The 25,494-nt window shown below is 69.7% G+C and carries 18 protein-coding genes; 8 read left to right on the forward strand and 10 right to left on the reverse strand.

The window, feature by feature from the left end; translation table 11 throughout:
- Nucleotides 1-65: 65 nt before the first annotated feature.
- Nucleotides 66-1,103 carry a hypothetical protein gene (locus ACWC5O_RS32210; protein ID WP_450590542.1) on the reverse strand — a complete coding sequence of 346 codons (1,038 nt, stop codon included), beginning with the start codon at nt 1,101-1,103 and terminating at the stop codon, nt 66-68.
- 255 nt (nt 1,104-1,358) lie between these two features.
- Between ACWC5O_RS32210 and ACWC5O_RS32215 the strand changes: the two genes are divergently transcribed.
- Together ACWC5O_RS32215 and ACWC5O_RS32220 are read left to right on the forward strand one after the other, a co-directional pair.
- Complete coding sequence (locus ACWC5O_RS32215; protein WP_450590541.1) at nt 1,359-2,198, forward strand: helix-turn-helix domain-containing protein; 840 nt, start codon at nt 1,359-1,361, stop codon at nt 2,196-2,198.
- On the forward strand, nt 2,195-2,395 hold the full coding sequence (locus ACWC5O_RS32220; protein WP_450590540.1) for a DUF397 domain-containing protein: 201 nt from the start codon (nt 2,195-2,197) through the stop codon (nt 2,393-2,395). The genes ACWC5O_RS32215 and ACWC5O_RS32220 overlap by 4 nt, the downstream gene beginning before the upstream one ends.
- 44 nt (nt 2,396-2,439) lie before the next feature.
- Here the strand turns inward: ACWC5O_RS32220 and pglX are convergent, their stop codons facing one another.
- A complete protein-coding gene (gene pglX, locus ACWC5O_RS32225; RefSeq protein WP_450590539.1) occupies nt 2,440-6,216 on the reverse strand; it encodes a BREX-2 system adenine-specific DNA-methyltransferase PglX in 3,777 nt (1,258 codons plus the stop codon).
- Nucleotides 6,217-6,958: 742 nt separating this feature from the next.
- Between pglX and ACWC5O_RS32230 the strand changes: the two genes are divergently transcribed.
- A complete protein-coding gene (locus tag ACWC5O_RS32230; RefSeq protein ID WP_450590538.1) occupies nt 6,959-9,172 on the forward strand; it encodes a hypothetical protein in 2,214 nt (737 codons plus the stop codon).
- 36 nt (nt 9,173-9,208) lie between these two features.
- Here the strand turns inward: ACWC5O_RS32230 and ACWC5O_RS32235 are convergent, their stop codons facing one another.
- The 7 genes from ACWC5O_RS32235 to ACWC5O_RS32265 all read right to left on the reverse strand — a co-directional run bounded on the left by ACWC5O_RS32235 (nt 9,209) and on the right by ACWC5O_RS32265 (nt 18,987).
- Nucleotides 9,209-9,919 carry a hypothetical protein gene (locus tag ACWC5O_RS32235; protein ID WP_450781127.1) on the reverse strand — a complete coding sequence of 237 codons (711 nt, stop codon included), beginning with the start codon at nt 9,917-9,919 and terminating at the stop codon, nt 9,209-9,211.
- On the reverse strand, nt 9,916-11,430 hold the full coding sequence (locus ACWC5O_RS32240; protein ID WP_450590536.1) for a hypothetical protein: 1,515 nt from the start codon (nt 11,428-11,430) through the stop codon (nt 9,916-9,918). Before ACWC5O_RS32240 ends, ACWC5O_RS32235 begins: the two co-directional genes overlap by 4 nt.
- Before the next feature lie 8 nt (nt 11,431-11,438).
- On the reverse strand, nt 11,439-11,903 hold the full coding sequence (locus ACWC5O_RS32245) for a hypothetical protein (RefSeq protein WP_450590535.1): 465 nt from the start codon (nt 11,901-11,903) through the stop codon (nt 11,439-11,441).
- A gap of 184 nt (nt 11,904-12,087) precedes the next feature.
- Nucleotides 12,088-16,512 (reverse strand): BREX system serine/threonine kinase PglW, encoded by a 4,425-nt coding sequence (gene pglW, locus ACWC5O_RS32250; RefSeq protein WP_450590534.1) that lies wholly within the window; start codon nt 16,510-16,512, stop codon nt 12,088-12,090.
- A gap of 198 nt (nt 16,513-16,710) precedes the next feature.
- A complete protein-coding gene (locus ACWC5O_RS32255) occupies nt 16,711-17,418 on the reverse strand; it encodes an ester cyclase (protein ID WP_450590533.1) in 708 nt (235 codons plus the stop codon).
- Between the two features lie 75 nt (nt 17,419-17,493).
- Nucleotides 17,494-18,267, reverse strand: a complete 774-nt coding sequence (locus tag ACWC5O_RS32260; RefSeq protein ID WP_450590532.1) for an SDR family NAD(P)-dependent oxidoreductase — start codon at nt 18,265-18,267, stop codon at nt 17,494-17,496.
- A gap of 51 nt (nt 18,268-18,318) precedes the next feature.
- A complete protein-coding gene (locus ACWC5O_RS32265; protein ID WP_450590531.1) occupies nt 18,319-18,987 on the reverse strand; it encodes an MOSC domain-containing protein in 669 nt (222 codons plus the stop codon).
- A gap of 80 nt (nt 18,988-19,067) precedes the next feature.
- On the opposite strand from ACWC5O_RS32265, the gene ACWC5O_RS32270 reads away from it, so the two are divergent.
- A complete protein-coding gene (locus ACWC5O_RS32270; RefSeq protein WP_450590530.1) occupies nt 19,068-19,967 on the forward strand; it encodes a LysR family transcriptional regulator in 900 nt (299 codons plus the stop codon).
- A 79-nt stretch (nt 19,968-20,046) separates the two neighbouring features.
- Here the strand turns inward: ACWC5O_RS32270 and ACWC5O_RS32275 are convergent, their stop codons facing one another.
- Nucleotides 20,047-20,376 (reverse strand): WhiB family transcriptional regulator, encoded by a 330-nt coding sequence (locus ACWC5O_RS32275; protein WP_450590529.1) that lies wholly within the window; start codon nt 20,374-20,376, stop codon nt 20,047-20,049.
- Nucleotides 20,377-20,757: 381 nt separating this feature from the next.
- On the opposite strand from ACWC5O_RS32275, the gene ACWC5O_RS32280 reads away from it, so the two are divergent.
- From ACWC5O_RS32280 to ACWC5O_RS32295, 4 genes are all read left to right on the forward strand, one after another.
- Nucleotides 20,758-21,369, forward strand: coding sequence for a response regulator transcription factor (locus tag ACWC5O_RS32280; RefSeq protein ID WP_003948568.1), 612 nt, complete (start codon nt 20,758-20,760; stop codon nt 21,367-21,369).
- A 371-nt stretch (nt 21,370-21,740) separates the two neighbouring features.
- Complete coding sequence (locus ACWC5O_RS32285; protein ID WP_145879555.1) at nt 21,741-22,328, forward strand: sigma-70 family RNA polymerase sigma factor; 588 nt, start codon at nt 21,741-21,743, stop codon at nt 22,326-22,328.
- Between the two features lie 164 nt (nt 22,329-22,492).
- Nucleotides 22,493-23,998: an IMP dehydrogenase gene (gene guaB, locus ACWC5O_RS32290; RefSeq protein WP_450590528.1), complete on the forward strand. Its 1,506-nt coding sequence runs from the start codon at nt 22,493-22,495 to the stop codon at nt 23,996-23,998.
- Between the two features lie 125 nt (nt 23,999-24,123).
- Nucleotides 24,124-25,248 (forward strand): GuaB3 family IMP dehydrogenase-related protein, encoded by a 1,125-nt coding sequence (locus ACWC5O_RS32295; RefSeq protein ID WP_450590527.1) that lies wholly within the window; start codon nt 24,124-24,126, stop codon nt 25,246-25,248.
- The last annotated feature ends 246 nt before the right edge of the window (nt 25,249-25,494 follow it).

Here is a 25,494-nt window from a genome sequence, read left to right on the forward strand (position 1 = left end):
CCGAGGTGGTGTGCAACGCGGTTCCCAGGTGCCCGGGACGAGGGGCTGGCGCGGAGCCGGTGCGATCACATGGGCACGGTGGTGGTGCGGGCGGTGCATGCCGGACACAGGGGCTCCTCTCCGGTCGGCCGGAAGAGAGTCGCCTGTACGTGGTCGCCCTCGCATTCGCGGAGGGTGGCGAGCCGGGTGGAGAGGCCGGGGTGCTCCTGCGGGGTGTGCGCAGGCGCGTTTCGCGGTGGGGGCGAGGCGGGCGCGGGCGGGGCCGAAGGTACCTCGGTGAGGAGGTAGCGCAGGAGGCCGCCGGGGCGGTGGACGCGGGTGTCGCCGTCGGGGAGGTTGCGCAGGATGTGGGCGCGGATCGCGGCGGGCGGGTGCCCGGCGGCGAGCCAGCGGGCGGTGAGGTCCGTCAGCTCGGCGTGCATCGCGCGGGGGATGGTGCGCAGGGCCGGGTCGAGGTCGTGGTAGGAGGCGACGAGGGCGCGGGCCTCTTCGTGGTGGGGGGTTGGGGGGTCGGGCCTTCCGTCCTCGTGGTTCTCCCGGCCCTTGTGGTCTACCTGGGCTTGCGGGGCTTCCGGGGCTGGCGAGGCGTGCGCGGCTTCGGGGGCTTCGGCGGGTGCGGGGGCATCGGGTGCGTCCTCGGGGGGTTTGGGGGGTTGGTTGTGGGTGTCCACATGGGTGTCGCCGTAGGGAAGACCGTCGGTGAGCCGACCGGTCCGCTCACCGGCCGTCGGATTCCGGGGACTCGGTGCGGCCTGCGACGACTGCGTCACGGGCATCCGGGCGAGGAGTTTAGCGGCCTCCGCAGGGTTCAACGGCACGTTGGAGACGAGCTGTTGGGTGATCCAGTGGCCGCCGGGGCCCTGGACGCGCCGCTCGTGTACGAAGCCTTCGTCCTTGAGCTGGCGCTTGGCGCGGGTGAAGGCGCAGGCGCCGATGTTGGCGCGTTCGGCGGTTCGGGAGAGGGATTCCCTTGTGCCCTGGGGGAGGGAGAGCTGCCAGGTCAGGAGGCGGACCGCGTCCGACGAGAGGCGGGGGTGCCGGATGATGTCGTGCGAGAACTGGGTGTAGGCGCGCGGGGGCGCGATACAGTGCCGGTAAATCACGGTGGAGTCGCTTTCCACTGGTGGTTCAGGCCCTCGCGAACGGCTGCAACCGTTGCGGGGGCCGAGTTATGTGCTGTGCGCTGTTGGGGTGACCGTACCGCACGGAGAGTGCGCGGATGGACGCGTCGAGTGAAGAAAGCTTTCGCTGGTCAGCGTTCACTCACACGAGTCAACCTGCCCGAGTTTGCGATCGGTTGACGTACGCGACTCCTACTCTGCGATCACGGACAGTGAGCGGTGGGTGAGGAGGGTCGTATGGAGTCGGGGGCGGACTCGGGCGCGGGGGTGGAGGGGGAGGCCGGCGGGGAGTTCCTGCGCTGCTTCGGGCGTCAGATCAAGCTGCTGCGGGAGGCTGCTGGGCTCACCCAGGCACAGTTGGGGGAGCGGGTCGGGTACGGCGAGGCCCAGATCGCGGCGGTGGAGCAGGGGCGGCGGATTCCCAAGCCGGAGTTGATCGACGCGGTGGACCGGGTGTTGGGTGCGCGGGGCGTGCTGGGGACGATGAAGGAGGAGGTGGCGAAGGCTCGGTATCCGTCGTTCTTTCGGCCCTTCGTGCGCTACGAGGCGGAGGCTGCTGAACTGCACGTGTATGACGTTCACTTGGTGAACGGCCTTCTCCAGTGCGAGGAGTACATGCGCGCTGTCTTCGAGATGTGGCGGCCTCTGCTGGACGCAGACACCGTGGAGCAGCGAATCTCGGCACGGCGCGATCGACAGAAGCTGCTCTCACGTGTGCCCAAGCCGCTCCTGAGCTTCGTCATCGAAGAACACGTGCTCTTACGGCCTCTGGGCGGCGCAGAGGTGCACCGTGCCCAACTGGAGCACCTACTGCTGCTCGGGCACGAGCGGAACATCGAGATCCAGGTCATGCCCACGGACCGGGACGAGCACGCTGGAGTCGCCGGGCCGTTCACGTTGATCCTTACGCGTTCAGGGCGCAGGATTGCCTACACAGAGGTGCAGAGCCACAGCGCCTTGTACACACAGCCGGCGAAGGTCCAGGGGTTCGAGTCCACGTACGGAGTCATCAGGGCACAGGCGAAGACCCCCAAAGAGTCGCTGGGTTGGATCGAGAAGCTCATAGGAGAGCTGTGAAGGTCAAAGCCGATCAGGCAGCCGGGCTTGTCTGGAAGAAGAGCAGCTACAGCGCGGGTGATGGCGGCCAGTGCGTCGAGGTCGCGGACGCCGGTACGGCCGTGCTGGTCCGTGACTCCAAGCGGCCGGGGGAGGCGTTCCTCTCCGTCGGCGCCGATGAGTGGGCCGCGTTCGTGCGGATGGCCGCGCGCGGCTGAGGTGAGTAAGGAGGGGCGGTCGGCAATCGACCGCCCCTCTCCGCCTACTCGCTCTTCTTCTTGCGCCCGCCGGGCTTCTTCTCCGGTCGCCAGTTGACGAGGTCGGACTCGGAGAGCTGGCGTTCCGTACGGCCCGTCTCCAGGGCGGACTGGAACTCCTCGGCGGGGTTGCCCTCCCACTCCTCGTCGTACTCGCCGTACCACTGGTGGACCCAGGGCAGCACCTCGCGCAGACCGGCGAGCAGCGGTACGAAACGGGGGTCTTCCTTGGCCCAGCCGCCGTTCTCCACGCGGTCGCGGATCATGCCGACGAGGGCGTCGGCCTGGTCGCGGTGGTTCCAGCCCGCCCAGCCCAGGAGGAGGGAGCCGTCGGAGTCGGGGGAGGCACCGGGGTAGGAGATGAACCGCTCCTTGGGCACGTCGAGCTTGCCCCGGTTGGACCAGTAGGAATGCTTGAGGAAGTCGGCGCCCGTGTACTTCGGCGGCACCTTGATGTCGAGCTGCTGCCCGGTACGGTCCTCCTCGCGCTGCTGCTCCCAGACCTGCTCCCACTGGGCCCGCTTGCGCAGGCCGGAGTCCTTGTAGCGGAGGGCGGCGAGGTACGGCACGTGTTCGGCGTCGATCACGGCGGCCAGGACGGTGGCGAGGGAGGCGTCACGCTTGCCGAGGTGGTCGGCGGCGTACAACTCGGCGACGGCCTGGACGTCCTTGTCGTGGCGCAGGGCGTCGGCGAGCTGGTTGACGGTGAGCGTCCGGGGCGCGGTGAACTCGCCCTGATCATCGAACCAGAGGTCTTCCCGCTCGGCGGCATCGAGCAGCCAGTTCCGGATCGCGGCGGCCTCGCGCTTCTCCCAGGGCTCGATGGACCAACGGCGCTTGTACTCGGGGCGCTCGATGAGGCGGATGTCCTTGTTGGCCTCGATGAGGTCGATACGGGCCTGGACGACCGCGCGGTAGGACTCGGGCCAGTGGGCGGGGATTTCGGTGGTGGGAGTGGACCCGTGCCGCTCGAACCAGGCGGTGTCGGCTGCGCCGGCGGCCACCTTGCGAGCAAGCACGATCTCGAAGGCGCGCTGACCAAGGGCGACTTCCGGAACGTCATCGATGGTGGTCCGCGCGACCTCTTCAGCAGTAAGCAGCCCGTAGGCGCCGTAGACGGTCCAGTCGAGTTCCTCCTGCAGCGCGATCATCCGGGCGCGGATCTGCTCCTGGGTGCGTCGAGCCTCGTCCAGACCATCGCGGGTAGGGGTAGTGCTGCGGGTGACGGTGGAGGGAGCATGCTGGGCGGATGCCTGGGCGAGGGTATCGAGTTTGCGGCCGAGGGGGAGGGGAAGTTGGCTTGGGAGCGGATATTTCTGGAGCTTCGTCGAGGCGAACTGATAGTGCTCCTCCCAAGCCCAACGACCTGTGGATCGCTCACCGCCTCGGTTGCCCTTTCCCTGGCTCACCTGTTTCATCCAGAAGCAAGAAGTTGACGAGTTTAGCAAGCCCAGAAGCTCTAGGTGTTGTTCCTCGCTGGAATCGTCTGGCAACTTAATTACGGGCGCGGTCTGCTTGAAGGCCTTCCCGCCTCGATCCAGCACGAAGTGGTTGTGTGTAGCCACCTCGCCGTAGGCGATCGACAGGGGGGAACGCAGCTTGCTCGGGTAAAGCTCCTGCCATTCGTGCCAAGCCATCCCCCGTTCCAGCATGGGAACGCCGAACCGCTTCCGTGATGAGATCGCCGTACGGAAGTCAGTTAGCAGTTGTCGCGTGGAGCCCACACTACTGAAGGGGAGGGTCCTATATTCGCCGTCATAGACCCAAATGGAGTCGAACTCTGCTTCCAAAGAGAAATCTCTAATGATGTCACCTGTGACGAGCGGGTGGGTGGCAGCAATTTGCAGGCGATGTGCTGCTCCGTTCCTAGGCAGAAGGTAAAGGTCGTCCTCGCCGGTGACCGACGTGATGCCAATAGATCTTGCCAGTCCACCCAATGTGCCCGCGGCTGCCGTCTCGATGCGCTCCTTAGTAGTTCCGGCGCCTCCGCCACTCAGCGACCACGGATGGTCGGCAAACCGCTCCCGTTTGGCGTCTTCGACGCTTACCCACTCCGACTCGCTGCCGGGCCGTGTTACCTGCTCCACGATCGCAGTCCATACTATCCCTTCCGCCGCATTCTCCGGCTGACTTGGTTCACCCCGGACGCCTAGCACGGCACGGATAGGCTTGGTCTGCCGAGTCTGGTGGTTACGCCCGGCCAAAATAACGGTCGGAGTTCCGTGCCCGGGAATGAACGCTCCGGATGTGTCGATCACATGTGTGAGATCGACTCCGGCGAAATCCCGCTTCCGGCCAGTGCTCGAATCCCTATAGAGTCGTCCACCGTGGAAGTAGGCCTCAATGAGTACCTTTCCGAATTCTCGCTTCATGAACGAATTTGAGGTGATCTGGCCGGTGAAGCCCCCGTCCTGCTGATCTCCTTCGGCGCGGATCGCCAGTTCGAAGATCCGCTGCGCGAACGGCACCGATAGAGCGTACTTACCGGCACACGTGAAGTACGTATTGCGATAGTTCTGGTTCTCCTGGCTGTCCTTGACCGTGATGTAGGGCGGATTCGCCACCACCACGTGGTACGACCCTCGCCCGAGAAGATCCACCTCCCGCGCATACCCCTCCACGTCCTCGGTCCGGTAGTAGAACGTCTCGCTCTCTGCGAATAGAGCGTCGAACGTGTCCGTCTCTGACTCTCTGTCCCGCCCATGCAGCAACGAGTCCGCCACAGCCACCCGAATAGGCAACCCAGGAGCCGCGCTCAACTCCCGCACGCCCCCCGCCTTCAACGCGGCCACCAGCAACCGGAACCGGGCAATAGCCACAGCGAACGGGTTCTTGTCAGCGCCGTGTACAGACTCCAGCGCCCGCCGCACCAGCACCCACGGCTCAGTGCCCGGCTCGGCCTCCCGCCACTTTCCCAACAGCCGCTCGAACATGCCCAGCAGGAAGTGCCCGGAGCCGCACGCGGGGTCGATGCACCGCAGTCCCCGGACGACCTCCTCGCCGCCCGGGCCGTCGGCCCACACCTCACCGTCCCAGCCCGCCGGCCGGTGCTTCCACGCGGGCGTCAGGCCGAACTCCTCCACGGCCGGCTCCAGCGTCAGGTCGAGGATGAACTCCTCCACGAACACCGGCGTCTGAAGCAGCGCGTACGTCTTCCGGGCATGCTCGGACAGGTCCTGGTACAGGTCGCCCAGGAACCGCGTGCTCAGCTCGGGGTCGGTGAAGTCGTGGACGATCTCGCCGTCCGCGCCCCGCTGCCGCCAGAAGGCGAGCAGCGCCGTCGCCGCCTCGTACGACGGCGTGACCTCGTACAGCGGATTGTGGGCCCGGTCGAACAGCCCCTCCACGGTCCGGTGCGACTTGGCCAGCGCGTCGAAGGAGTCCAGCAGCCAGTCGCGGTCGTTCCTCGACGGGTTCTCCCGGAAGTACGCGTCGTGCCGGTCCTGCGCCTCGGCCAGCCGGTCCCCGGGCCCCGACAGCCACGCGTCCGGGATCAGCCCGTTGTCCTCGCTGAACCGCACGAAGACGCACGCCAGCACCCACGCGGCGGCGATCTGCACGACCCGCTCGTCCCGCCACGTCTCGTACATGGCCGCCGTACGCTCCGCCGCGACGGCCTTCTCGTACTCGACGCGCAGCGCGTCCCGGAACTCGGGCTCGCTGTCGGTGCGCTCCCGGAGATCGTCCTCGAGGAGCCGCGCCTGCGCCTGGAGATCCTTCAGCAGTCGTGTGCGGTCCAGCGAGGCCCCCGCCCCCTGCGTCTCCTCAGCCGTCACCGCCACAGCCGCACCTCTCCTCCTGCTCACGGCCCCGCGATCCGATCACCACGGATGCCTGGATTTCCCGGCGAACCCCCCAAGGCCCGCCGTCCCATCCTGCCAGCCCGCCCCGCCCGTCCGTCCCCATGTGCGTCTTCCGGCGAAGACCTCACGCACCGGAGCGAACGGGGCCATCATCGTCACGTCCCGTCGACGGTGATCGCCGGTTGGCGACGGACGCGGAACGAGAGGCTCACGCCCAGTGGGGGGCTCACGGGTGCGTGGCACGCGTACGGGGGGTGGGCCGGTGCGGCCTTCGACGAGTGGCAGGGTGCCGACCACGACGCTGACCAGAGCGGGTGCCGCGCTCTTACTGGCTGTGCTCCACCTGTGCCTTCTGTGTACCGCTCGGGCCGCGGCGGCCGACGGCCAGAACCCGAAGGGCCGGGTCGGAACGGTCGTCATCAAGGTCGGCTGGGACCGGTCGCGGCAGGAAGTGGTGGTCAGCCAGGCCTGTTCCTTCACGCTCGCCGCGCAGAGCAGGGCACTGGACCATGCGCGGATCAGCGGTGTCGGAGGCTGCGGTGAACCCGGGATCTTACGCGACGGCAAGGCGCCGGACTTCGACGACGCCGGGGTCCGACCGGACAGGGTGACCCAACGTTCGGCGCACGCGCCGGCTCGGGTGCGGTCCTCCTGCTTCTTCTATCTGGATCGCCGGTCGGGTGAGCAGAAACTGACGATTGCCCCGGACCCGGTGTCCAGGATGGATCTCAGAAGTGGTTACCACCCCGACGTCTGGATGGTGACGGTCAGCGCACCGAAGTGGTCGTTCAGCAATGTCCATGGCCCTGTCGAATCGCAGTCGGCGAAGTCCGTCACCTGGCGTGTCGATATCGCGGCGGGAGCCGGGAAGAAGGGAGTGGCGGTCGCTCGCTCGGTCGACCTGACCCGCTCTGTGAAGACCACCAGACTGCCGACAGCGCGCAGACAGACCAGAGCCGAGATGGTGACCGCTCTCGGACTCGCCGTCTTCGGCGTCGGTGCCGTCGCCGCCCTCCTGGTGGCCAGGCTGGCCGGTCCCGCCGTGCCGCGCAGGTGGACGGCGGCCACCCTGGCGTTCGCTGCGGCCCTGTGTGTCTGCGCTTCGGTCGGCCTGCCGAGGCCGATCGGAAAGCCCGGCGCCACACACCTCGATGTCTTCTACAGCCCCACGAAAAACATCGGCTTCTTGTACATCAGTGTCCCGATTCCGCCGGCCTACATCTGGAAACCACAGGCCGCCCTCGGCGTGTGGCTCTGGTATGTCCTGCCCCTGTCGGCATGGTGGTTCACCCGCCGCGTGGTGACCGGCAGGCCACCGTCGGGCCGGACACTCGTCGCGGGCTGCGTGCCTCCGCTCCTCTCCCTGGCCCTCATGGCGGCCAGCGGGACGGTACCGGACATCAACACACGGACCACACTGGTGGACGCCGCGCTGCTCGCCCTCTTGGTGGCCGTCTGCGGTCAGTGGCTGACGAGGGGCGGCGCGGTACGCAGATGGGCTCCCACAGCCGGGGCACTGCTCTGGACGGTGCTCGTCACCTACGAACTCGGCCGGACTCCTGTCCTCACCTACGAGTACATGCCGGTGACCGGATGGAACGCAGCCGCCGCGCTGATCTGTACCTGGCCCGCCGCGGCCTGGCTCGGTTCGCTCCTGGCGGCCACGCTGCGGCGCACCCTGGGTTCAGCGGTCCGTACGGTCTGCTTCCTGCTTCTCTGGGCGACACTGGTCTTCCCCTTCGTGGTGGCATATCTGCCGCCCACACCGCTGAGCCGTGGAGAGGATCTCTGGTACGAGTACCGTCATTCGCCGTTCACGGGCTACGCGGCCTTCCCGTTCTTTGTCGTGACCGTCTGCGGCACAGCCCTGCAGATCGTGTACCTGTGGCGGCGCGGTGCCCTGGGCGACACCGGGCGGGCCGTGGAGCCCGTCGGCAGGGTGCTGCTGGTGTGTGCGGCGCTCACGGCGTTCGGCGCCCCCAACCTGCGCACCCTGACGATGTGGGGAGAGGGGCTGGCCGTAGCCCTGGTGGCGGTCGCCTCCCTGATACTGCTGCCACTCGGATCGGACGCCTCCACGGCCAGACTGCGGCGGGTCGGCCGCCGGGGGCACGCCCGCTTCATGGACCGCTGGCTCACGACCCAGCTGATCTGGGACACGCGGGCCGACTTCCAGCGGTCCGCGCGGTCCGCCCTCGCGGAGGACATGGTGGTGTCGGACTTCTCCGACCGCTGGCGTGCCCTGGCCGTCCCGGGGCGCAACGACGACCCGGAGTCGCGGCTGAGGCGGGCCAAACGGTTCGCCCTCGGTACGAACGCGGGCCGAAGCCCCTGGACCGCCGGGCTCGCCGGAGCAGGGCGTGCCCAGCTGCTCGCCCTGCCCTGGGCCGTGTACAAGGCCGTGACCAGCGGCACCGTAGGGGCGGACAACTTCATGCCGTTCCACCTGAATCTGATGTTCCAGACACTCCGGTTCACGCACTGGGCGCTGTACGGGTTCGTCTACGGCTACTTCTACGCCATGCTGCGCGGCCTCACACCCGTCGGCAAGGCGGCCTGGCTCATGCTGGTGGTCCTGCCGGCCGAGGTCCTTCCCATGGCGACCCTCACCGTGGATCCGCAGTACACGCGGGATCCCTCCGTGAGCGATCTGGTGACGGGGTGCGCCGGGGTCGCCGGGCAGACGCTCGTCCTGTGCATGCTGCTGGGACTCTGGTGGGAGTGGTCGCTGGCCCGAGCCGCCGGAATGAAGTGGTCGCAGGTGAGGAATTTCCGCCGACTGTCGTCGATCACCGTCCCCGCGGGCACGGTGCTGGTGGCCGGAGCCACCGCGTTCGCCACCACGATCGCCGGCACATGGGCGCAGCCGGAGCTCAAGCCGCCCAGTGAGGTGCAGTCCTCCCAGTCGGCTCACCCTGCCGAACCGGCACCCTGAGCGGGCAGTGCCCCGCCCCGCGACCGGCGTGAACGCTCAGCGTGTCGGTGTCGGTGTCGGTGTCGGTGCGGGACGGGTTGCCGGGAGGGGACTGATGCCCGGTTCGAAGTGGGTGCGGAGATAGATGCGGGTGCGGTCCGGGGCGTACTGGTGCGCGTACAGGCTGGTGCAGTTCTCGTCCGAGGTGTCGTACGGATCGGTGGCGGGTGCGCTGGGGGTGCCGGTGGGCCCGTCGTCGGTGCCGGGGCAGACGTCGCCGTACCGCATGCCGTCCTTGAACGTCTCGGGTTCCGGCAGCCCGAAGTGGGCGAAGTCCGACTCAGGCGTGTCGGGCTGTGCCGCCGTCGGCGTCAGCCACTTACCGGACGGAGGATGCTTCGCGAGGTAGGCCTCGGCCTCCGACCTCGTCAGGGTGAAGGTGAGGAGGCCGGTGTCGAAGCGGGACGTGACCTTGTAAGCGGCCCGGGCGGACCGGGCCGTGGCCGGGACGTCGAGACCCATGTGCTCGCTCATCCACGCGGGCGTGATCCCCTCGGCCCACCGCGTGTCCGACCCTGTGGCCGCCGCCCGGTCACCGCCCCCACCGCCGCCGCCGAGGAAGAGCGATCCGGCGACGGCCACGGCGCCGGCCACGACCAGCGCGGCGGTGGCCACGCCTGCCACGAGCCACCCGCGTCGGCGACCACGGCTGCTGCCGCCGTCCCCGGCGGGGCCCTCGGGAGTCCGGTGGGGAGAGAAATCGTTCACCGGACCGCCGTCCTGCCCGCGTCCCTGCCGGTCGTGCGGCTCTGCTGCTGCTCCCGGCCGGGGTTCATGCGTCCGTCCCTGCTGTCGTCGGGACCCGGTAGCGGGTCGTGGTTGGGCTGTGAGGAGCCGAGATCGTAGTGCTTGACACCGCTGCTGCCCGCCATGTCGAACTCCTGGGCGAGTCCGGTCCGGTGCAGCTTCGCCATCTGTCCGTCCGGGATCTGCATCTGGCCGATGGTGACCCCCTTGCCCTCGTCCCAGTTGTAGCGGTCCCAGACGTTCGCCTGGTAGTCGACGCCGATCTTCGGGTTCCCGTGGGCGTCGGGAACCGCCGTGACCACACCGGTCACGTTGCTGTTGGCGCCCCCCACCGCGTAGAACCAGTTCTCGTCGAGCTCCTTGGTGAAGTAGAAATTCTTGTCCCGTTTCACCTCCACCGGAAAGGCGACCGGCTTGCCGCCGTTCTTCCGGAACTCCTCGAGGGCCTGCTTGCGCCAGGCGTCCTGGTTGAGCCGCACCGTGTCGTCGACGTACGTCTTGAACGCGGGGACGTCCGCCATCATCTTGTCCACGGGCAGGCCCATCGGGGTGCCGCTGTTGTCCAGGTAGTGCGCCATGTTGCGGGACGCGTCCGTCATGCCCTTCCAGTCGGCGCCCTCGGCGAGCAGTTCCATCTTGCGCTTGGTGGCCCACTCCTCGAACCCGGGTGACTCCGATCCGTGCACCCCCGCCCCGGCATCTGCCGCGACCTGCGGCATGGTGGGGCTCAGTACGCCGGCCGCCATGAGGTCGTCCTTCTTCGCGAGCCAGAGGCGGGCCCGCGCCTCAGGGCTCAGCGATTCCCACAGGCGCTTCAGCTCGGCCCGCTGCTTCGTGTCGGCCTTCCCGCCCAGCGCGGCCAGTTCCTCCGCACGGGGCAGTTGTACCCCGTCGAGGGAGGTGTACTTGGCGTGCCCGGCGTTGTGCGGATCGTTGCCGTGGCTCTTGCGCAGCGCACGTACCGCCGCGGCGTCGACCTCGGCAGCGTGCTGGACGATTCCGGTGAGCGTGTCGGCGTACCACTGGATGTACTCCTTGGTGCGCTGGTTCGGGCCGTCCGGTGTGCACATCGCCTCCATCACCCGGACGGTGCCGCCCGGTCCGTCCGTGACGAAGAGAGCCGGGTCCGGAGGAACATGCGCGGGATTGCCCTTGCGTGCCGCGTCGGTGAGACTCTTCGCCTGCTTCTGGTAGGTCGTCAGCTCGGCGTGCGCGTCGGCCAGCACAGCGGCGATGCTCTCCGCCTCGGCCTGGAGATCGGCGAATTCCTTGGCCGTCTTGCGTACGAACTCACGCGTGACGTCCGCGTTGATACCCTTCCAGCGGGCTCCTTCGGACTTCCTGACCAGGCCGTCCCGCGCGGCGGTGGCCAGTTTGGCCAGGTCGCCGGCCATCGTCTTCCAGTCGGACACCGCCGTGCCCAGCTTGGCGAGGTCCAGAGCCATGAGATCGGAGTAGCTGAAGTCGCCCATCGCCACCCCTACTTGAAGTACTCGTTCAGCGCGGAGACGGGCACCGGACCGCTACGGCCGCTGAGGTCCGCGGCGATGAGGGCGTCATCGTGCGCGTGCAGCCTCTTGCTGTAGTCGAGGTGGTTGGAGATGTGCGCACACGCCTGGAGGACGTGCTTGACCTGTGAGGTCCAGATCTCGACGGTCGACTCGAGTTCCGAGCCCAACCCCAGGTGATGGCTCTTGAGCGCGGCGGCGGCCCGCATGGTGGATCCCGAAGCGTCGTTCCCGGCGCCCGCGGCCGCGATGTCCGCCTTCTTGCTCAGCTCGCCGTGCAGGATGAACGCCTCATGACCGACGGCGCCCAGGTCGTCCTGGTGCACGACGAGATCCGCGGCTCCGGACCCAGTGGATCCAGCGTGGTTCAGCCGCATCCGCGTTCCTTCGCCGGCCGCCGCCGCTGCCTTGGCCCGCTCCCATTCTTCCCAGGCCATGGGACCCCCGTCCTCTGGTCGACCCGACGCTGACCCCTGGCCAACGCACCACCGAATGTATCAACTGCCTCCCTCGATCATCCCAGTTGGCGAGTCGGCGGGAGCTGATGAGGGCTGCGGCAACGCCGCCGAGGGCGAGGGGGCGCGGCCTCGCGTCACAACTCCTGGCAACCGAGCCGAGCAATCAGGAAGGTGAACCGGCCACCCGCAGACTCTTCACGAACAACCCGTCCAGCACCTCCCACTCCGTCGCCCGGTCCACCACCTCCACCGTGCGGCCGTCCAGCGTCGGCGTGGCACGCGGGTCCTCCACCGGCAGCAGCAGCCACAGGCCGTGCGGGGTGTCGGCGGGGCGTCGGGCGGATTGCTGGAGCGTGGCCAGCAGCTCACGGCCGCCGGCCTCCCAGTAGCGGGCGATCAGGCCGGCCTCGTGCGCGAGCAGGACCGCGCGTGGGCCGGAGCGTTCCGCCAGGTCCAGGATCCGCTCGCGCACCCGTTCGGCCGCCAGCCGCGTGTAGGAGGCGAGCGCCGCGCTCAGCGTGCCGGTCGCCGTGAACTTGGCGTCCGCCTTCAGCAGCGCCTGCCACCGCACCGACTGCTCCTCGGCCAGCTCCTTCAGGGCGTCCAGGAACAGAGCGTTCAACGGCACGGCGGTGGCGCCGAACCGCTCCGCCAGTGCGTCGGCCACACCCGGCAGCTCTGCTCCCTTCAGCGTGAGCGCGAGGAAGCCACCCCTGCGACGGGCCTCGGTGAGCCGTGCCGACAGCACCTCGCGCGGGTCCTGGCCCTCGGCGATCCGGCCCTGCGCTGCGGCGTAGAGGGAGCTGGTGCTGGTCAGCATCGACGAGGACAGGTTGAGCCTGCTGCCGTTGCCGTCCTGGGCCTTGGGGAAGAAGCGGCGCCGGTCCGGGGCGTAGGACAGGGGGAAGCCCGATTCCACCAGGGCCTCGGCCAGTTCGACGTACGTCGTCTCCTCCAGCACGGCGAGGCCCGGGAAGCGGGCCCGGATCCTCGCGAGCAGATCCGCCGTGGTGATGCCGGTCTCGGGACGGACGCCGGCCGGTGCCTGCGAGATGCGCAGGGCGCGCGCCAGGCCGAGCGAGAGCGGGAACAGCTCCAGCCGGGGCGAGACGGCCACACTGCCCGCCATCGACGCCGCCAGCTCCACCAGCCGTGTGTCGGCCAGGGGGGCCATGCCCTCGGGCGTGGGGATCGCCCGTAGCTCGCGAAGCACGGTGGCACGGCCGGGCAGCGGGTCGCGTCCGGCCAGGTCAGCGGCCTGTTCGCCCAGCGCGGCCGCGTAGTCGGCGAGTTCGGCCGGCGTCGGATCGTCGGCGCCGGGCTGGTCCTCCAGCGCGATGACGACCCGGCCGCCACGCCGCTGCACGGCGAAGCGGGGCGGTGCCTCGCCCGCGTCGGCGGACTCGGCGTCGGGGCGGTCGTCGTCCCGCTTGCGCATCTCCGTCTCGACGGCGGCCCGCACCACCGCCAGCGCCTTGGCCTGGGCCTCGGCCGGATCGGCCGTGCCCGCACCGTGCCGGGCCCGCAGCTCCGCCGCCAGTTCCTCCGCCGTGGACACCCGGTCCCGGTCGGTCAGGATCGCCACCAGTTCGTCGCGGATCCGGCCCAGCCACGGCAGGCCGGCCCACTTCTCGACCGCGGCCTGCTGGTTCTGCGACACGGTCGGCTGGCTGATGCCCAGCGCCTTTGCGATCAGACTCTGGGCCGGCCACGGCTCCAGCGGCTCACGGCCCTCCAGGACTCCGGGAAGCTGGAGGGTGGCCCTGACCACGTCGGAGCGGGGCCTGGTGCGGCGCTTGCCCTCGGGTGGCGTGAGCCGCGCGGCCAGCGTGTCGATCGACTCCAGGACCTCTTCCGGCGCGTCCGGCTCCAGCGGCGCCATGGGCTTCCTGACCGCGGCCCTGCGGCGCAGCGCCTGCGTCCACTGGCGGTGCCGGCGGTTCAGTTCCTTGCGGATCGCGTTTCCCGCGCCGCGCGCACGGGAGATGTAGTGCGGCGGGATGTCCAGCAGCTCTTCGACGGTGTGGGCCTTCAGCCCCTCGGCGACCGACACCGCCCGCGGCGACAGGCCCGCGGCGGCCAGCGGAGTCCGCAGACCGGCGGCCGCGGCGGCCTGCTCGCGGGCGTCCTCCAGGTCGTCCGCACTCAGGCCGACCGTCGCCGGCGTGGTCGCGGGCCGCGCCGCGTCCGCCTTGCGGAAGACCTGCCGCCAGGCCTCCTGCAACTGGCGCAGGCTGTCGTAGCGCTGCTCGACGTCCCGGTGCAGCGCGCGATCGAAGAACGCCTTCAGGCCTTCGCTGAGGGCCTGCGGGAACAGCTCGGCCGACACATGCGGCGCGGCGTCGGACACCATGCGCGGGTCGCCCTGGCCGTCGCCCCACACCGGCCTCTCACCGGAGGCCATCTCGTGCAGGGTGACGGCAGCCGCGTACCACTCGGCGTGGTCGTCGTAGCGCGAGCGGCCCGCTCCGCCGAGGAACGGATCGAGGTACCCGCGGGTGCCCGCGTGCACATCCTGGTCCGGGACGTCGGCCAGCGAGAAGTCGAACAGCATCAGCTGCCAGGAGCCGTCGCTGCGCTTGAACAGGCCGAGGTTGTCCGGCTTGATGTCCCGGTGCCGCACTCCGCGCGCAGCCAGGGTGTCCAGCGCCTCGAACAGGTCGTTGCCGAACCGCTCCAGCTGGTCGTAGCCCAGCGGACCCTGGTCCCGCAGCCGGGAGCCGAGGCTCACCGGTTCCCGGTCGTCGTCCGCGCGGAAACCGCCCGCGTACTCGATCTCCAGAACCGCGTGGCCTGCCAGCTCACGCGGCTCGGCGAGCAGCTTCACTATGTGCCCGCCGCCCACCTCCTTCAGCGCCTTCGCCTCCGCGAGCAGTCGGGCGTCCTTCTCCTGGTCCAGGGCGACCTTGAAGACCCGGAGAGGCTGCTCTCCGTCCTCGGCCGAACCGCGGCGGACCAGCAGCGCGCGGGCGGTGGCGCCGGTGCCGAGCACACGGACCACCGACCAGGTGGCGTCCAGCGGCTGCCCCGGCTGCACCGTGAGGGGGTCGGCGGCCGGCCCTGCGCTCGGCTCCGGAGCCGCGGCGTCCGTCTCCGCCGCACCGAGCAGCCCCAGGAACTCGTCGACCGATGCCAGGCGGTCCCGCACGTCGGCGGCCGTGGCTCGGAAGACAAGGGTGTCGAGGGCCGCCGAGACGGAGTCGGAGACCGCGTAGGGATGCAGTCCGCCGTCGCTCTGCAGCCGTTCCAGCAGTGCGCTGCGGCGATCCGCCGGCGGCCGGCCGGTGAGCAGCAGGTACGTCAGCGAGCCGAGTCCGAAGACGTCCAGGTCGACCGGATCGGCGAACTCCTGGTCCGTCTCGGGCGCCAGGTACACCTGCGCCGTGTCCGCGATCAGGCCCCCGTCCAGGGGCGTGTCCCCGAGGGAGCGGTGCAGGGTCGTCTCGAAGTCGCGGGCCGCGGTCTGCCAGTCGGCGATCCGCAGCACGGGGGCACTGCCGTCCTCGCGTGCCGAGACGTAGACCGAGCGTGCGGCCAGCGCCCGGTGGTAGAGGGACCGGTTGTGTGCGTAGCGGACCGCCTCGGCGAGCTGCCGTACCAGGTCGAGACGCTGACCGGGGGTCAGGTGGCCGCCGTACGCGTCGAGGTAGGCGTCCAGCCGCAGATCCGCCTCGCGGTGCCGGAACAGGATCGCCGGGCCACCCTGGTGCTCACGGATCTGCACCGCCTGCACGATGCCCCGGTGGTTGATGCCCTGCAGCACCTGGTACTCGCGGCGCGCGGCCCGGTCCACCTTCGCGCGCTGCTCCTCCGAGGCGGCCGCGCCCGCCAGGTATATACGGACGCGGCCGCTCTCCTGGACCAGCCCGTCGTCTCGTACGGCCAGCCGGTCCTCCCAGCCGGGGCCCGCGTCCAGAGCGCGCGGTTCGAGCTTCCAGTCGTCCCCGAACCGCAGGTGTGCGGTGGAGTGACTGATGCCGATCTTCTGCATCAGCCGCTCCAGCCGCTGGCTGACGACCGGGGTGATGCGCCAGCTCTCCCGCTCCGGTGGCCGGCCGAGCAGGTCGTCCCAGATCTTCGGCAGGCCGCTCGCGCCGTCGTTGCGGCCGTAGACCGAGGTCTGCTGGAACTCGTCCAGTTCGCTCACGAGCCCCGGGTCGTGGAGGAACACCGCGGGCTTGATGAACGGGACGTCCTTGGGGCTCATGCCGAGCGTGCGGGCCGCCCGCTCCAGCTGCCCCTTCAGTTCCTTGGCCTTGAGGTCGGTCAGATGCAGGGGATTGCGCAGCGTGCGCAGGCGGTCACCGTGGAACTGCCAGGTGTCGCCGTGGTTCACGACCCTGCCGGGGTGACCCTTCAGCTCCAGCAGGTAGAGGCCGCCGGGCACGGCGATCAGCACATCGCACTCGTTGACCCGGCCCGACGCCCCGGTGAACTGGAACGTCGCCCACGCCCGGAACGGCTCCGTCTTCGGCATCAGCCCCCGGAGATGGTCCAGGCCCTCCTGCTCCCACTGGAATCCGGATCGCCGCGGCTGGAACCAGCGCTCTCGCGGGGTGGGGGCTGTCGGCTTGGGAGCAGCGGGCACCAAGCACCTCCGGAACGGCAGTGGACACAAGGGAGCAGGAACAAGGACAAGACACCCCGCCCCTCAACGGCAGGGCCAAAATCCTAGTCCGCCCCTACGACACTCGGTCCGGGACCGGCGAGAGCGGAACCGCTGCGCCTACGGAGGCAGCCGTTCGCGACGAAGCCCCCGATGCCGGGGGCTTCCCGCACGCACCGCCTACTGCTCCAACTCGTCCAGCGCCCCCAGCTGCTGCATCAGCCCCAGCTGATCGTGCTGCCACCAGGTCTCGGCGATCTTGCCGCTGTCCGTGAACCGGAACAGCGTCATCCCGGTCATGGTCACCTGCCTGCCGGTGGACGGGATTCCCAGGAAGTCGCCGCTGTGCGTGGCGTTCCACGTCCACCGTGCGCAGGCGCGGTCGCCCTGGGCCAGTACGTCCTCGACCGTGAAGGCGAAGTCGAAGGCGCCCCGCCACATCCGGTACTCGCTGAGGGCGTTGTCCAGCCCGATGGTGTCCTGAGGGTTCACCGGATCATGGCTGTGGATGTCCTCGTCGAGCAGGTTGTTGAGCGGTGGCAGATCTCCCGCGGTCGCCAGGGCCTCGAAGAACCGCCGCACGGTGTCCAGGGCCAACTGCTCGTCCCGGACGACCTCCAGATCCGTGAACGTCGGCATCTCGTCGCACAGCGCGACCATCCCCTGGAAGATCCGGTCGGTCTCCGGAAGGTTCGAGTTCCGCATCGCCTCCTCGTACGAGGGGAACTCCACCACCTCGACGATGTGCGACGCATCCGAGCGGTCCTTGCCGACCACCGCGTGCGTCGCCGTCCGCTTTCCCTTGGTCTGCTCGACCCAGTCGTCCATGAGCCGATTCATCTCGTCCAGCCGGCTCGTCCTGCACTCGATGAGCTGTACGAAGGTCATGACGCCGCCTCCGGCCCCCCTGATCCGGTACCGTCCCGCCCATTTTCGCACCGGAACGGCCGCGTCACACGCCCGCTACTGCGGGCCGTACTTGCGACCCGTCTTCGAGCTGATGCCGCCCAGCAGCCCGCGTGGGGTGACCTTCACCAGTCCCATCAGCGCCTTGTACCGGGGGTCCGGGATGGACAGTGTCTTCCCGCGCGCGAGGTCGGCCAGGGCCGCCGCGACCAGCTTGTCCGCGTCCAGCCACATCCAGCCCGGGATGTTGTCCGTGCCCATCCCGGCCCGCTGGTGGAACTCGGTGCGCACGAAGCCGGGGCACAGCGCCATCAGCCGCACGCCGCTGCCCGCGAGGTCCTTCGCCGCGCCCTGGGTGAACTGCACGACCCAGGCCTTCGAGGCGCCGTAGGTGCCCCGGGGCACGAAGGCCGCCACCGAGGCGACGTTCACCACCCCGCCGCGCCCGCGCTCGCGCATCGCCTCGGACGCCGCCGACGTCAGCCGCAGCACCGCCTCGCAGTGCACCTTGAGCATTTTCAGCTCGTCGGCCATGGGCACTTCGAGATAGCGGCCCTTGTTGCCGAAGCCGGCGTTGTTGACCAGCAGGTCGACCGGGTTCTTCCGGTCGCTCAGGCGCTCGACCACCGCCTCGATGCCCTTGTCCTCGGCGAGGTCGGCGCTCAGCACCTCCGCCTCGATGCCGTGCCGGTCGTGCAGCTCGGTCGCCTGCTCGCGCAGCCGTTTGGCGTCCCTGGCCACCAGGACGAGGTCATGCCCGTCAGCCGCCAGCCGCCGCGCGAACGCGGCACCGATTCCCGCGGTCGATCCCGTAATCAGAGCCGTTGTCATGGCCCAAGGGTAGTGACCCGGACCGACAGCCTCCGCTGCGGTGACAGCCCCTCAGCGGCCCTGTCCGGCGATGTACTTGCGGGCCGCGGCCAGCGTCTCGGCGTGCAGCGCCTCGCCCGCCACGAGCAGCTGCGGCAGCAGCTCCCGCTCGGTGGTGACCGCGCGGAACTGCATCGCAGCCGTCACTCCGTGGTCCGGCCGGCGCACGATCTCGATCGGATCGCCCGCCAGGATCTCACCCGGTTCGATCACCCGCAGGTAGGCACCCGTCACGCCCTTCTGGGTGAACCTCTTCACCCAGCCCCGCTCGCCCAGATGGCCCTGGAACGTACGGCACGGAATCCGCCCCGACGTCACCTCCAGCACCACCTCGGACCCGATCCGCCAGCGCTCGCCGACCAGCGCCCCGGACACGTCCAGACCCTGCGTCGTGAGGTTCTCGCCGAAGCAGCCATTGGCCAGCGGTCTGTCCAGCTCCCGCTCCCAGTCGTCGAGGTCCTCGCGCGCGAAGGCGTACACCGCCTGGTCGTAGCCGCCGTGGTGGCGCAGCTCGCACACCGCGTCCCCGGCCAGCCCGCTCCCGCCGACGCCCTTGGGCCCCGGAGCCGCCACCCGCACCGGCCCGTCCGTCGGCTGCTTGTCGATGCCGGTCACACCCTCCGCCTGGTCCGTGTACGGCACCGGCTTCGGGCTGCCCAGATTGACCGAGAGAAGCTTCATCCTTCGCACGGTACGGGACCGCACCCAAAGCGTCGACACAATATGAGGCTCCATGTCCAAGCCGGGCTTATGCTCGGGGAGTGATCGAGGCTCGTCATCTCCGCGTCCTGCGCGCCGTCGCCACCACCGGCTCCTTCTCCGCGGCCGCGCGCGGGCTGGGCTGCACCCAGCCCGCCGTCAGCCAGCAGATGAAGGCCCTGGAGTCCTCGGTCGGCACCCCGCTGCTGGTCCGCAGCGGCCGCGAGATGCGTCTGACCCAGGCCGGCGAGGCCCTCGTCCGGCACGCCTCCGGGATCCTCGCCGGGCTCACCGCCGCCGAGGAGGAGGTCGCCGCGATCGCGGGCCTGAGGGCCGGCCGGGTCCGGCTGGTCTCCTTCCCGAGCGGCAGCTCCACCCTGGTCCCCACCGCCCTGGCCGCCCTGCGCGCCGCCCACCCCGGCACCCGCGTCTCCCTGGAGGAGGCCGAGCCCCCGAAGTCCGTCGAACTGGTGCGCGAGGGTGACTGTGACCTGGCGCTCGCTTTCCGCTACGAGGGGGCGGCGGTCGCCGAGGAGTGGGACGACCTCGTCGTACGGCCGCTGCTGACCGACCGTCTGGTCGCCCTGGTGCCCGAACGGCACCGGCTGGCGCGTGCGGAGTCCGTCGCCATCGGGGAGTTGGCCCGGGAGCCCTGGATCGCGGGCTGCCCACGCTGCCGCGGCCAGCTGGTGGAGGTGTGCGAGAGCGCGGGGTTCACGCCCCGCATCGACTTCGCCACCGACGACTATCCGGCGGTGGTCGGCCTGGTCGGCGCGGGTCTCGGCGTCGCCGTACTGCCGCAGCTCGCGGTGGAGTCGGTACGGCCCCGGGGAGTGCGCACGGTGGCGCTGGAACCCGTGGTACGACGGCAGATCGTCGCTCTCACCCTGCCCGACCTGGCACAGGTGCCTGCCGTGGCGGCGACGCTTGAGCAGCTCGCCCGAGCGGCGGGGCGGCAGTGACGCCGGTGAGGGAGTCCTCCCAAGGATCACGGGCAGGCGTGCGCGTGCCCGGGTGCCGAGTTATCGCAGAAACGTTCCTTCAGGCGTGCGGTGCGCTACCTCCGCCGGTTGTCGACGCCGGCACCAGCCGGTTGCGCGCCCGCCCCATCAACTCTTCGCGCTCGTCCTCGGTCAGGCCGCCCCAGACGCCGTACGGCTCGCGCACCGCCAGCGCGTGCGCCGCGCACTCCGCACGGACCGGGCACCTCATGCAGACCTCCTTGGCCGAGTTCTCGCGAGCGCTCCGAGCCGCCCCGCGCTCGCCCTCGGGGTGAAAGAAGAGCGAGCTGTCCACCCCGCGGCAGGCAGCGAGCAGCTGCCAGTCCCACAGGTCCGCGTTCGGTCCGGGAAGGCGGGAGAAATCTGCCATTACGTGACCCCTTGTAGCCGTTCTGGGCGGATACGGTGCCATCGACCGTACAACTCCGGTCTAAGGAGATGAAAATATGACTCATTGCGAATCTAGCTCCAGACACTAGAAAACGGGAGCAAAAACGGCTAAATGGGGCATGGGTTGTGATGAAAGGTTGAGGGTCCGTCGGGCATGTCTGCACCGTGTCGGCGTCCTCACGTAGAGTGCCGAAGACGGCACGCAGCCCCGTAACTCTTTCGAGTGACCGTCGTTGAGAGTGCGGAGGCGGTTGAAAACACAAGCGCTCGGGCAGGCGTCCGAGACGGTCGACCGCACAGGTGACGATTCCGTACCAGCCTGGAGGCTCAAGGTGACGCGCATCAGCTGCGGAGGGCGGTCATGACATCCGTCCTCGTCTGCGACGACTCCCCGCTTGCCCGAGAGGCGCTCCGCCGCGCGGTCGCGACCGTGCCCGGCGTCGAGCGCGTGACGACGGCGGCCAACGGCGAGGAAGTCCTCCGCCGCTGGGGCGCCGACCGCTCCGACCTCATCCTGATGGACGTACGCATGCCCGGCCTGGGCGGCGTCGAGACCGTGCGCCGGCTGCTGTCCGCCGACCCGGGCGCGCGCATCATCATGCTCACCGTCGCCGAGGACCTCGACGGTGTCGCCCTCGCGGTCGCCGCCGGTGCCCGCGGCTACCTGCACAAGGACGCCTCGCGCGCGGAACTGCGCGCCACGGTGACGCAGGCCCTCGCCGACCCCACCTGGCGGCTGGCCCCGCGCCGGCTCCGCTCGGCCGAGATGGGCGCCGCGCCCACCCTCACCGCGCGTGAGATCCAGGTGCTGGAGGGCATGAGCCACGGCCGCTCGAACGCCGAGATCGGCCGCGAGCTGTTCCTCTCCGAGGACACGGTCAAGACCCACGCCCGCCGCCTCTTCAAGAAGCTCGGCGCCTCGGACCGCGCCCACGCGGTGGCCCTGGGATTCCGCTGGGGTCTGGTCCGCTAGACCCCGGCCGGATGAGCCGGCCGCAGGCGCTCCGCCTCCGGCCCGGCTCACCCGCGGGTGTGGTCGGTAGGCGGTGAGTGGTGCATCCGTCCCACCCGGAATGCATTGTCACCGTCTGACCTGCTGTTTTGCTCTGCGCCCGTTGGGGCGGATCCACCACTCACCGCCTTGCGGGGGTCAGCGCAGAGCGTGCGGTGCTCGTTTCGGCGCGGATGCCGCATCCTTGAGATGTGGAGTCTCTCGGGGACAAGTCGGTCGAGCGGAAGGGGAGGGCGCAGGGGATGAGTGCCGGCGCACCTGCTCATAACGCTTCGGTGCACAACCACGAACACGATGCGACGGACCGGACGGCCTCAGTGCACCATGGACCGATGCGCGACGACGAGGCGGGCACGGTCCCGGGGGCGATCGGTGCGCTCGTGCATCGCGCCGTCGACGGGGACGAGCAGGCCACGCACGATCTGCTCGCCCATGTGCACCCCCTGGCCCTGCGCTACTGCCGCACCCGGCTGTCCCGGCTGCCCGGCGACGCCCGCCACTTCGTGGAGGACCTCGCCCAGGAGGTCTGCGTCGCCGTCCTCCTCGCCCTGCCGCGCTACCGCGACACCGGCCGCCCCTTCGAGGCCTTCGTCTTCGCCATCGCCTCGCACAAGGTCGCCGACCTCCAGCGCGCCGCGATGCGCCACCCGGGCTCCACGGCCGTCCCCTCGGACGAGATGCCGGAACGCCCCGACGACTCCCTCGGTCCCGAGGAGCGCGCCCTGCTCAGCAGCGACGCCGAGTGGGCCAAGAAGCTGCTGGCCAACCTCCCCGAGAACCAGCGCGAGCTGCTCCTGCTGCGCATCGCCGTGGGCTTGACCGCGGAGGAGACCGGGCAGATGTTGGGAATGTCACCCGGCGCCGTACGGGTGGCCCAGCATCGGGCGCTGAGCCGCCTGCGCGCGCTCGCCGAGCAGTAACTGCGCTGGGCGGAGCCTCCGTAGCTCCGCTTCCTGAACGGGCGCGCGTTCGTTCCCGTACGAACATACGAAGCCTGAAGTCACTCCGGACCGTGGAATTTGCTAGCCGTGCTTCCCGTTAGCATGGACATCCGCACCGATCAAGGCCATTTGGGGAAGGTGTCATGACTGCCAACGTCGACGGAGTGCCCGGTAAATTCGCGACACTCGGGCTGACCTACGACGACGTGCTGCTGCTGCCGGGTGCATCCGAGGTGCTCCCCAACGCGGTCGACACCTCGTCCCGCATCTCCCGCAATGTGCGGGTCAACATCCCGCTGCTGTCGGCGGCGATGGACAAGGTGACCGAGTCCCGCATGGCGATCGCGATGGCCCGGCTGGGCGGTGTCGGCGTGCTGCACCGCAATCTGTCCGTCGAGGACCAGGTCAACCAGGTCGACCTGGTGAAGCGGTCCGAGTCCGGCATGGTCACCGACCCGATCACGGTGCACCCGGAGGCCACGCTCGCCGAAGCGGACGCCCTGTGCGCCAAGTTCCGCATCAGCGGTGTCCCGGTCACCGACCCGGCCGGCAAGCTGCTGGGCATCGTCACCAACCGTGACATGGCCTTCGAGAGCGACCGCACGCGCCAGGTGCGCGAGGTCATGACCCCGATGCCGCTGGTCACCGGCAAGGTCGGCATCTCCGGGCCCGAGGCCATGGAGCTGCTGCGCAAGCACAAGATCGAGAAGCTGCCGCTGGTCGACGACGCGGGCGTCCTCAAGGGCCTGATCACGGTCAAGGACTTCGTCAAGGCCGAGAAGTACCCCAACGCCGCCAAGGACGCCGAGGGCCGCCTGCTCGTCGGTGCCGCCGTCGGCGCCAGCCCCGAGGCGCTGGAGCGTGCCCAGGCGCTCGCCGACGCCGGTGTGGACTTCCTGGTCGTCGACACCTCGCACGGCCACAACAGCAACGCCCTCAGCTGGATGGCGAAGATCAAGTCCAGCGTGAACGTCGACGTGATCGGCGGCAACGTCGCCACCCGCGACGGCGCCCAGGCGCTCATCGACGCCGGTGTCGACGGCATCAAGGTGGGCGTCGGCCCGGGCTCGATCTGCACCACCCGCGTGGTCGCCGGCATCGGCGTCCCGCAGGTGACCGCCATCTACGAGGCATCCCTCGCCGCCCGTCCGGCGGGCATCCCGCTGATCGGCGACGGCGGTCTGCAGTATTCCGGCGACATCGGCAAGGCGCTCGCCGCCGGTGCGGACACGGTCATGCTGGGCAGCCTCCTCGCCGGCTGCGAGGAGTCGCCGGGCGAGCTGATGTTCATCAACGGCAAGCAGTTCAAGTCGTACCGCGGCATGGGCTCGCTGGGTGCCATGCAGTCCCGCGGCCAGGGCAGGTCGTACTCGAAGGACCGTTACTTCCAGGCCGAAGTGACCTCCGACGAGAAGCTCGTACCCGAGGGCGTCGAGGGCCAGGTGCCCTACCGCGGCCCGCTGTCCAACGTGCTGCACCAGCTCGTCGGCGGTCTGCGTCAGACCATGGGCTACGTGGGTGCCGGCACCATCGAGGAGATGGAGTCCAAGGGCCGCTTCGTGCGGATCACCTCGGCGGGCCTGAAGGAGAGCCACCCGCACGACATCCAGATGACGGTCGAGGCGCCGAACTACAGCAACAAGGGGTGACGCACGCACACGCGTGAGGGCCGTACAGGCCGTGCAAGGGCGGTCCCGGAGCATCCGGGGCCGCCCTTGTCGTACCTGTCGGCGATACTGGAAGACGCTGCAATGCATCAGGGAAAGGCCAAGACGTGACTGAGATCGAGATCGGGCGCGGCAAGCGCGGCCGCCGGGCGTACGCCTTCGACGACATCGCCGTCGTCCCCAGCCGCCGTACGCGGGACCCGAAGGAGGTCTCGATCGCCTGGCAGATCGACGCCTACCGCTTCGAGCTGCCCTTCCTGGCCGCTCCCATGGACTCGGTCGTCTCCCCGGCCACCGCGATCCGGATCGGCGAGCTGGGCGGCCTCGGCGTGCTGAACCTCGAGGGCCTGTGGACGCGGTACGAGGACCCGCAGCCGCTGCTCGACGAGATCGCCGAGCTGCCCGCCGAGCAGGCGACCCGCCGCCTCCAGGAGATCTACGCGGCTCCCATCAAGGAGGAGCTGATCGGCGCCCGCATCAAGGAGGTGCGTGACTCCGGCGTGGTCACGGCGGCCGCGCTCTCCCCGCAGCGCACCGCCCAGTTCTCCAAGGCGGTCGTGGACGCGGGCGTGGACATCTTCGTCATCCGCGGTACGACGGTCTCGGCGGAGCACGTCTCCGGCTCGCACGAGCCGCTGAACCTGAAGCAGTTCATCTACGAGCTGGACGTCCCGGTGATCGTCGGCGGCTGCGCCACGTACACCGCGGCCCTGCACCTGATGCGCACCGGCGCGGCCGGTGTCCTGGTCGGCTTCGGCGGCGGCGCCGCGCACACCACGCGCAACGTGCTCGGCATCCAGGTCCCGATGGCCACCGCGGTCGCCGACGTGGCCGCGGCCCGCCGCGACTACATGGACGAGTCCGGCGGCCGGTACGTGCACGTGATCGCGGACGGCGGTGTCGGCTGGTCCGGCGACCTCCCGAAGGCGATCGCCTGCGGCGCCGACTCGGTGATGATGGGCTCCCCGCTGGCCCGTGCCACGGACGCGCCCGGCAAGGGCCACCACTGGGGCATGGAGGCGGTCAACGAGGAGCTGCCCCGCGGCAAGAAGGTCGACCTGGGCACGGTCGGCACGATCGAGGAGATCCTCACCGGACCGTCCCACACCCCGGACGGCTCGATGAACTTCTTCGGCGCCCTGCGCCGCGCCATGGCCACGACCGGCTACAGCGAGCTGAAGGAGTTCCAGCGGGTCGAGGTGACGGTGGCGGACTCGCAGCATCGGCGGTAGTCCGTGTGAGGTGATGGGGGCTGGTCGCCTGGTGGGGTGACCGGCCCCCTTCGCGTGACCTGGGGCTTGCTCGGGGCGCGTGGCGTGGTGTGGGGGCGCCCATGGGACGCCACCGCAAGCCCACCCGCTGGGACCGAATCCGTCTTTGGGCGGTCAGGTGCCGGAGGAGGTGGATCCTGCGGATGTTTGGATGGTGAGCGGCCGCCCCCACGGAAACTAGGGGCGGACACTTCGTGATCCATCCAG

It is taken from the genome of Streptomyces sp. NPDC001450, from assembly GCF_053597295.1.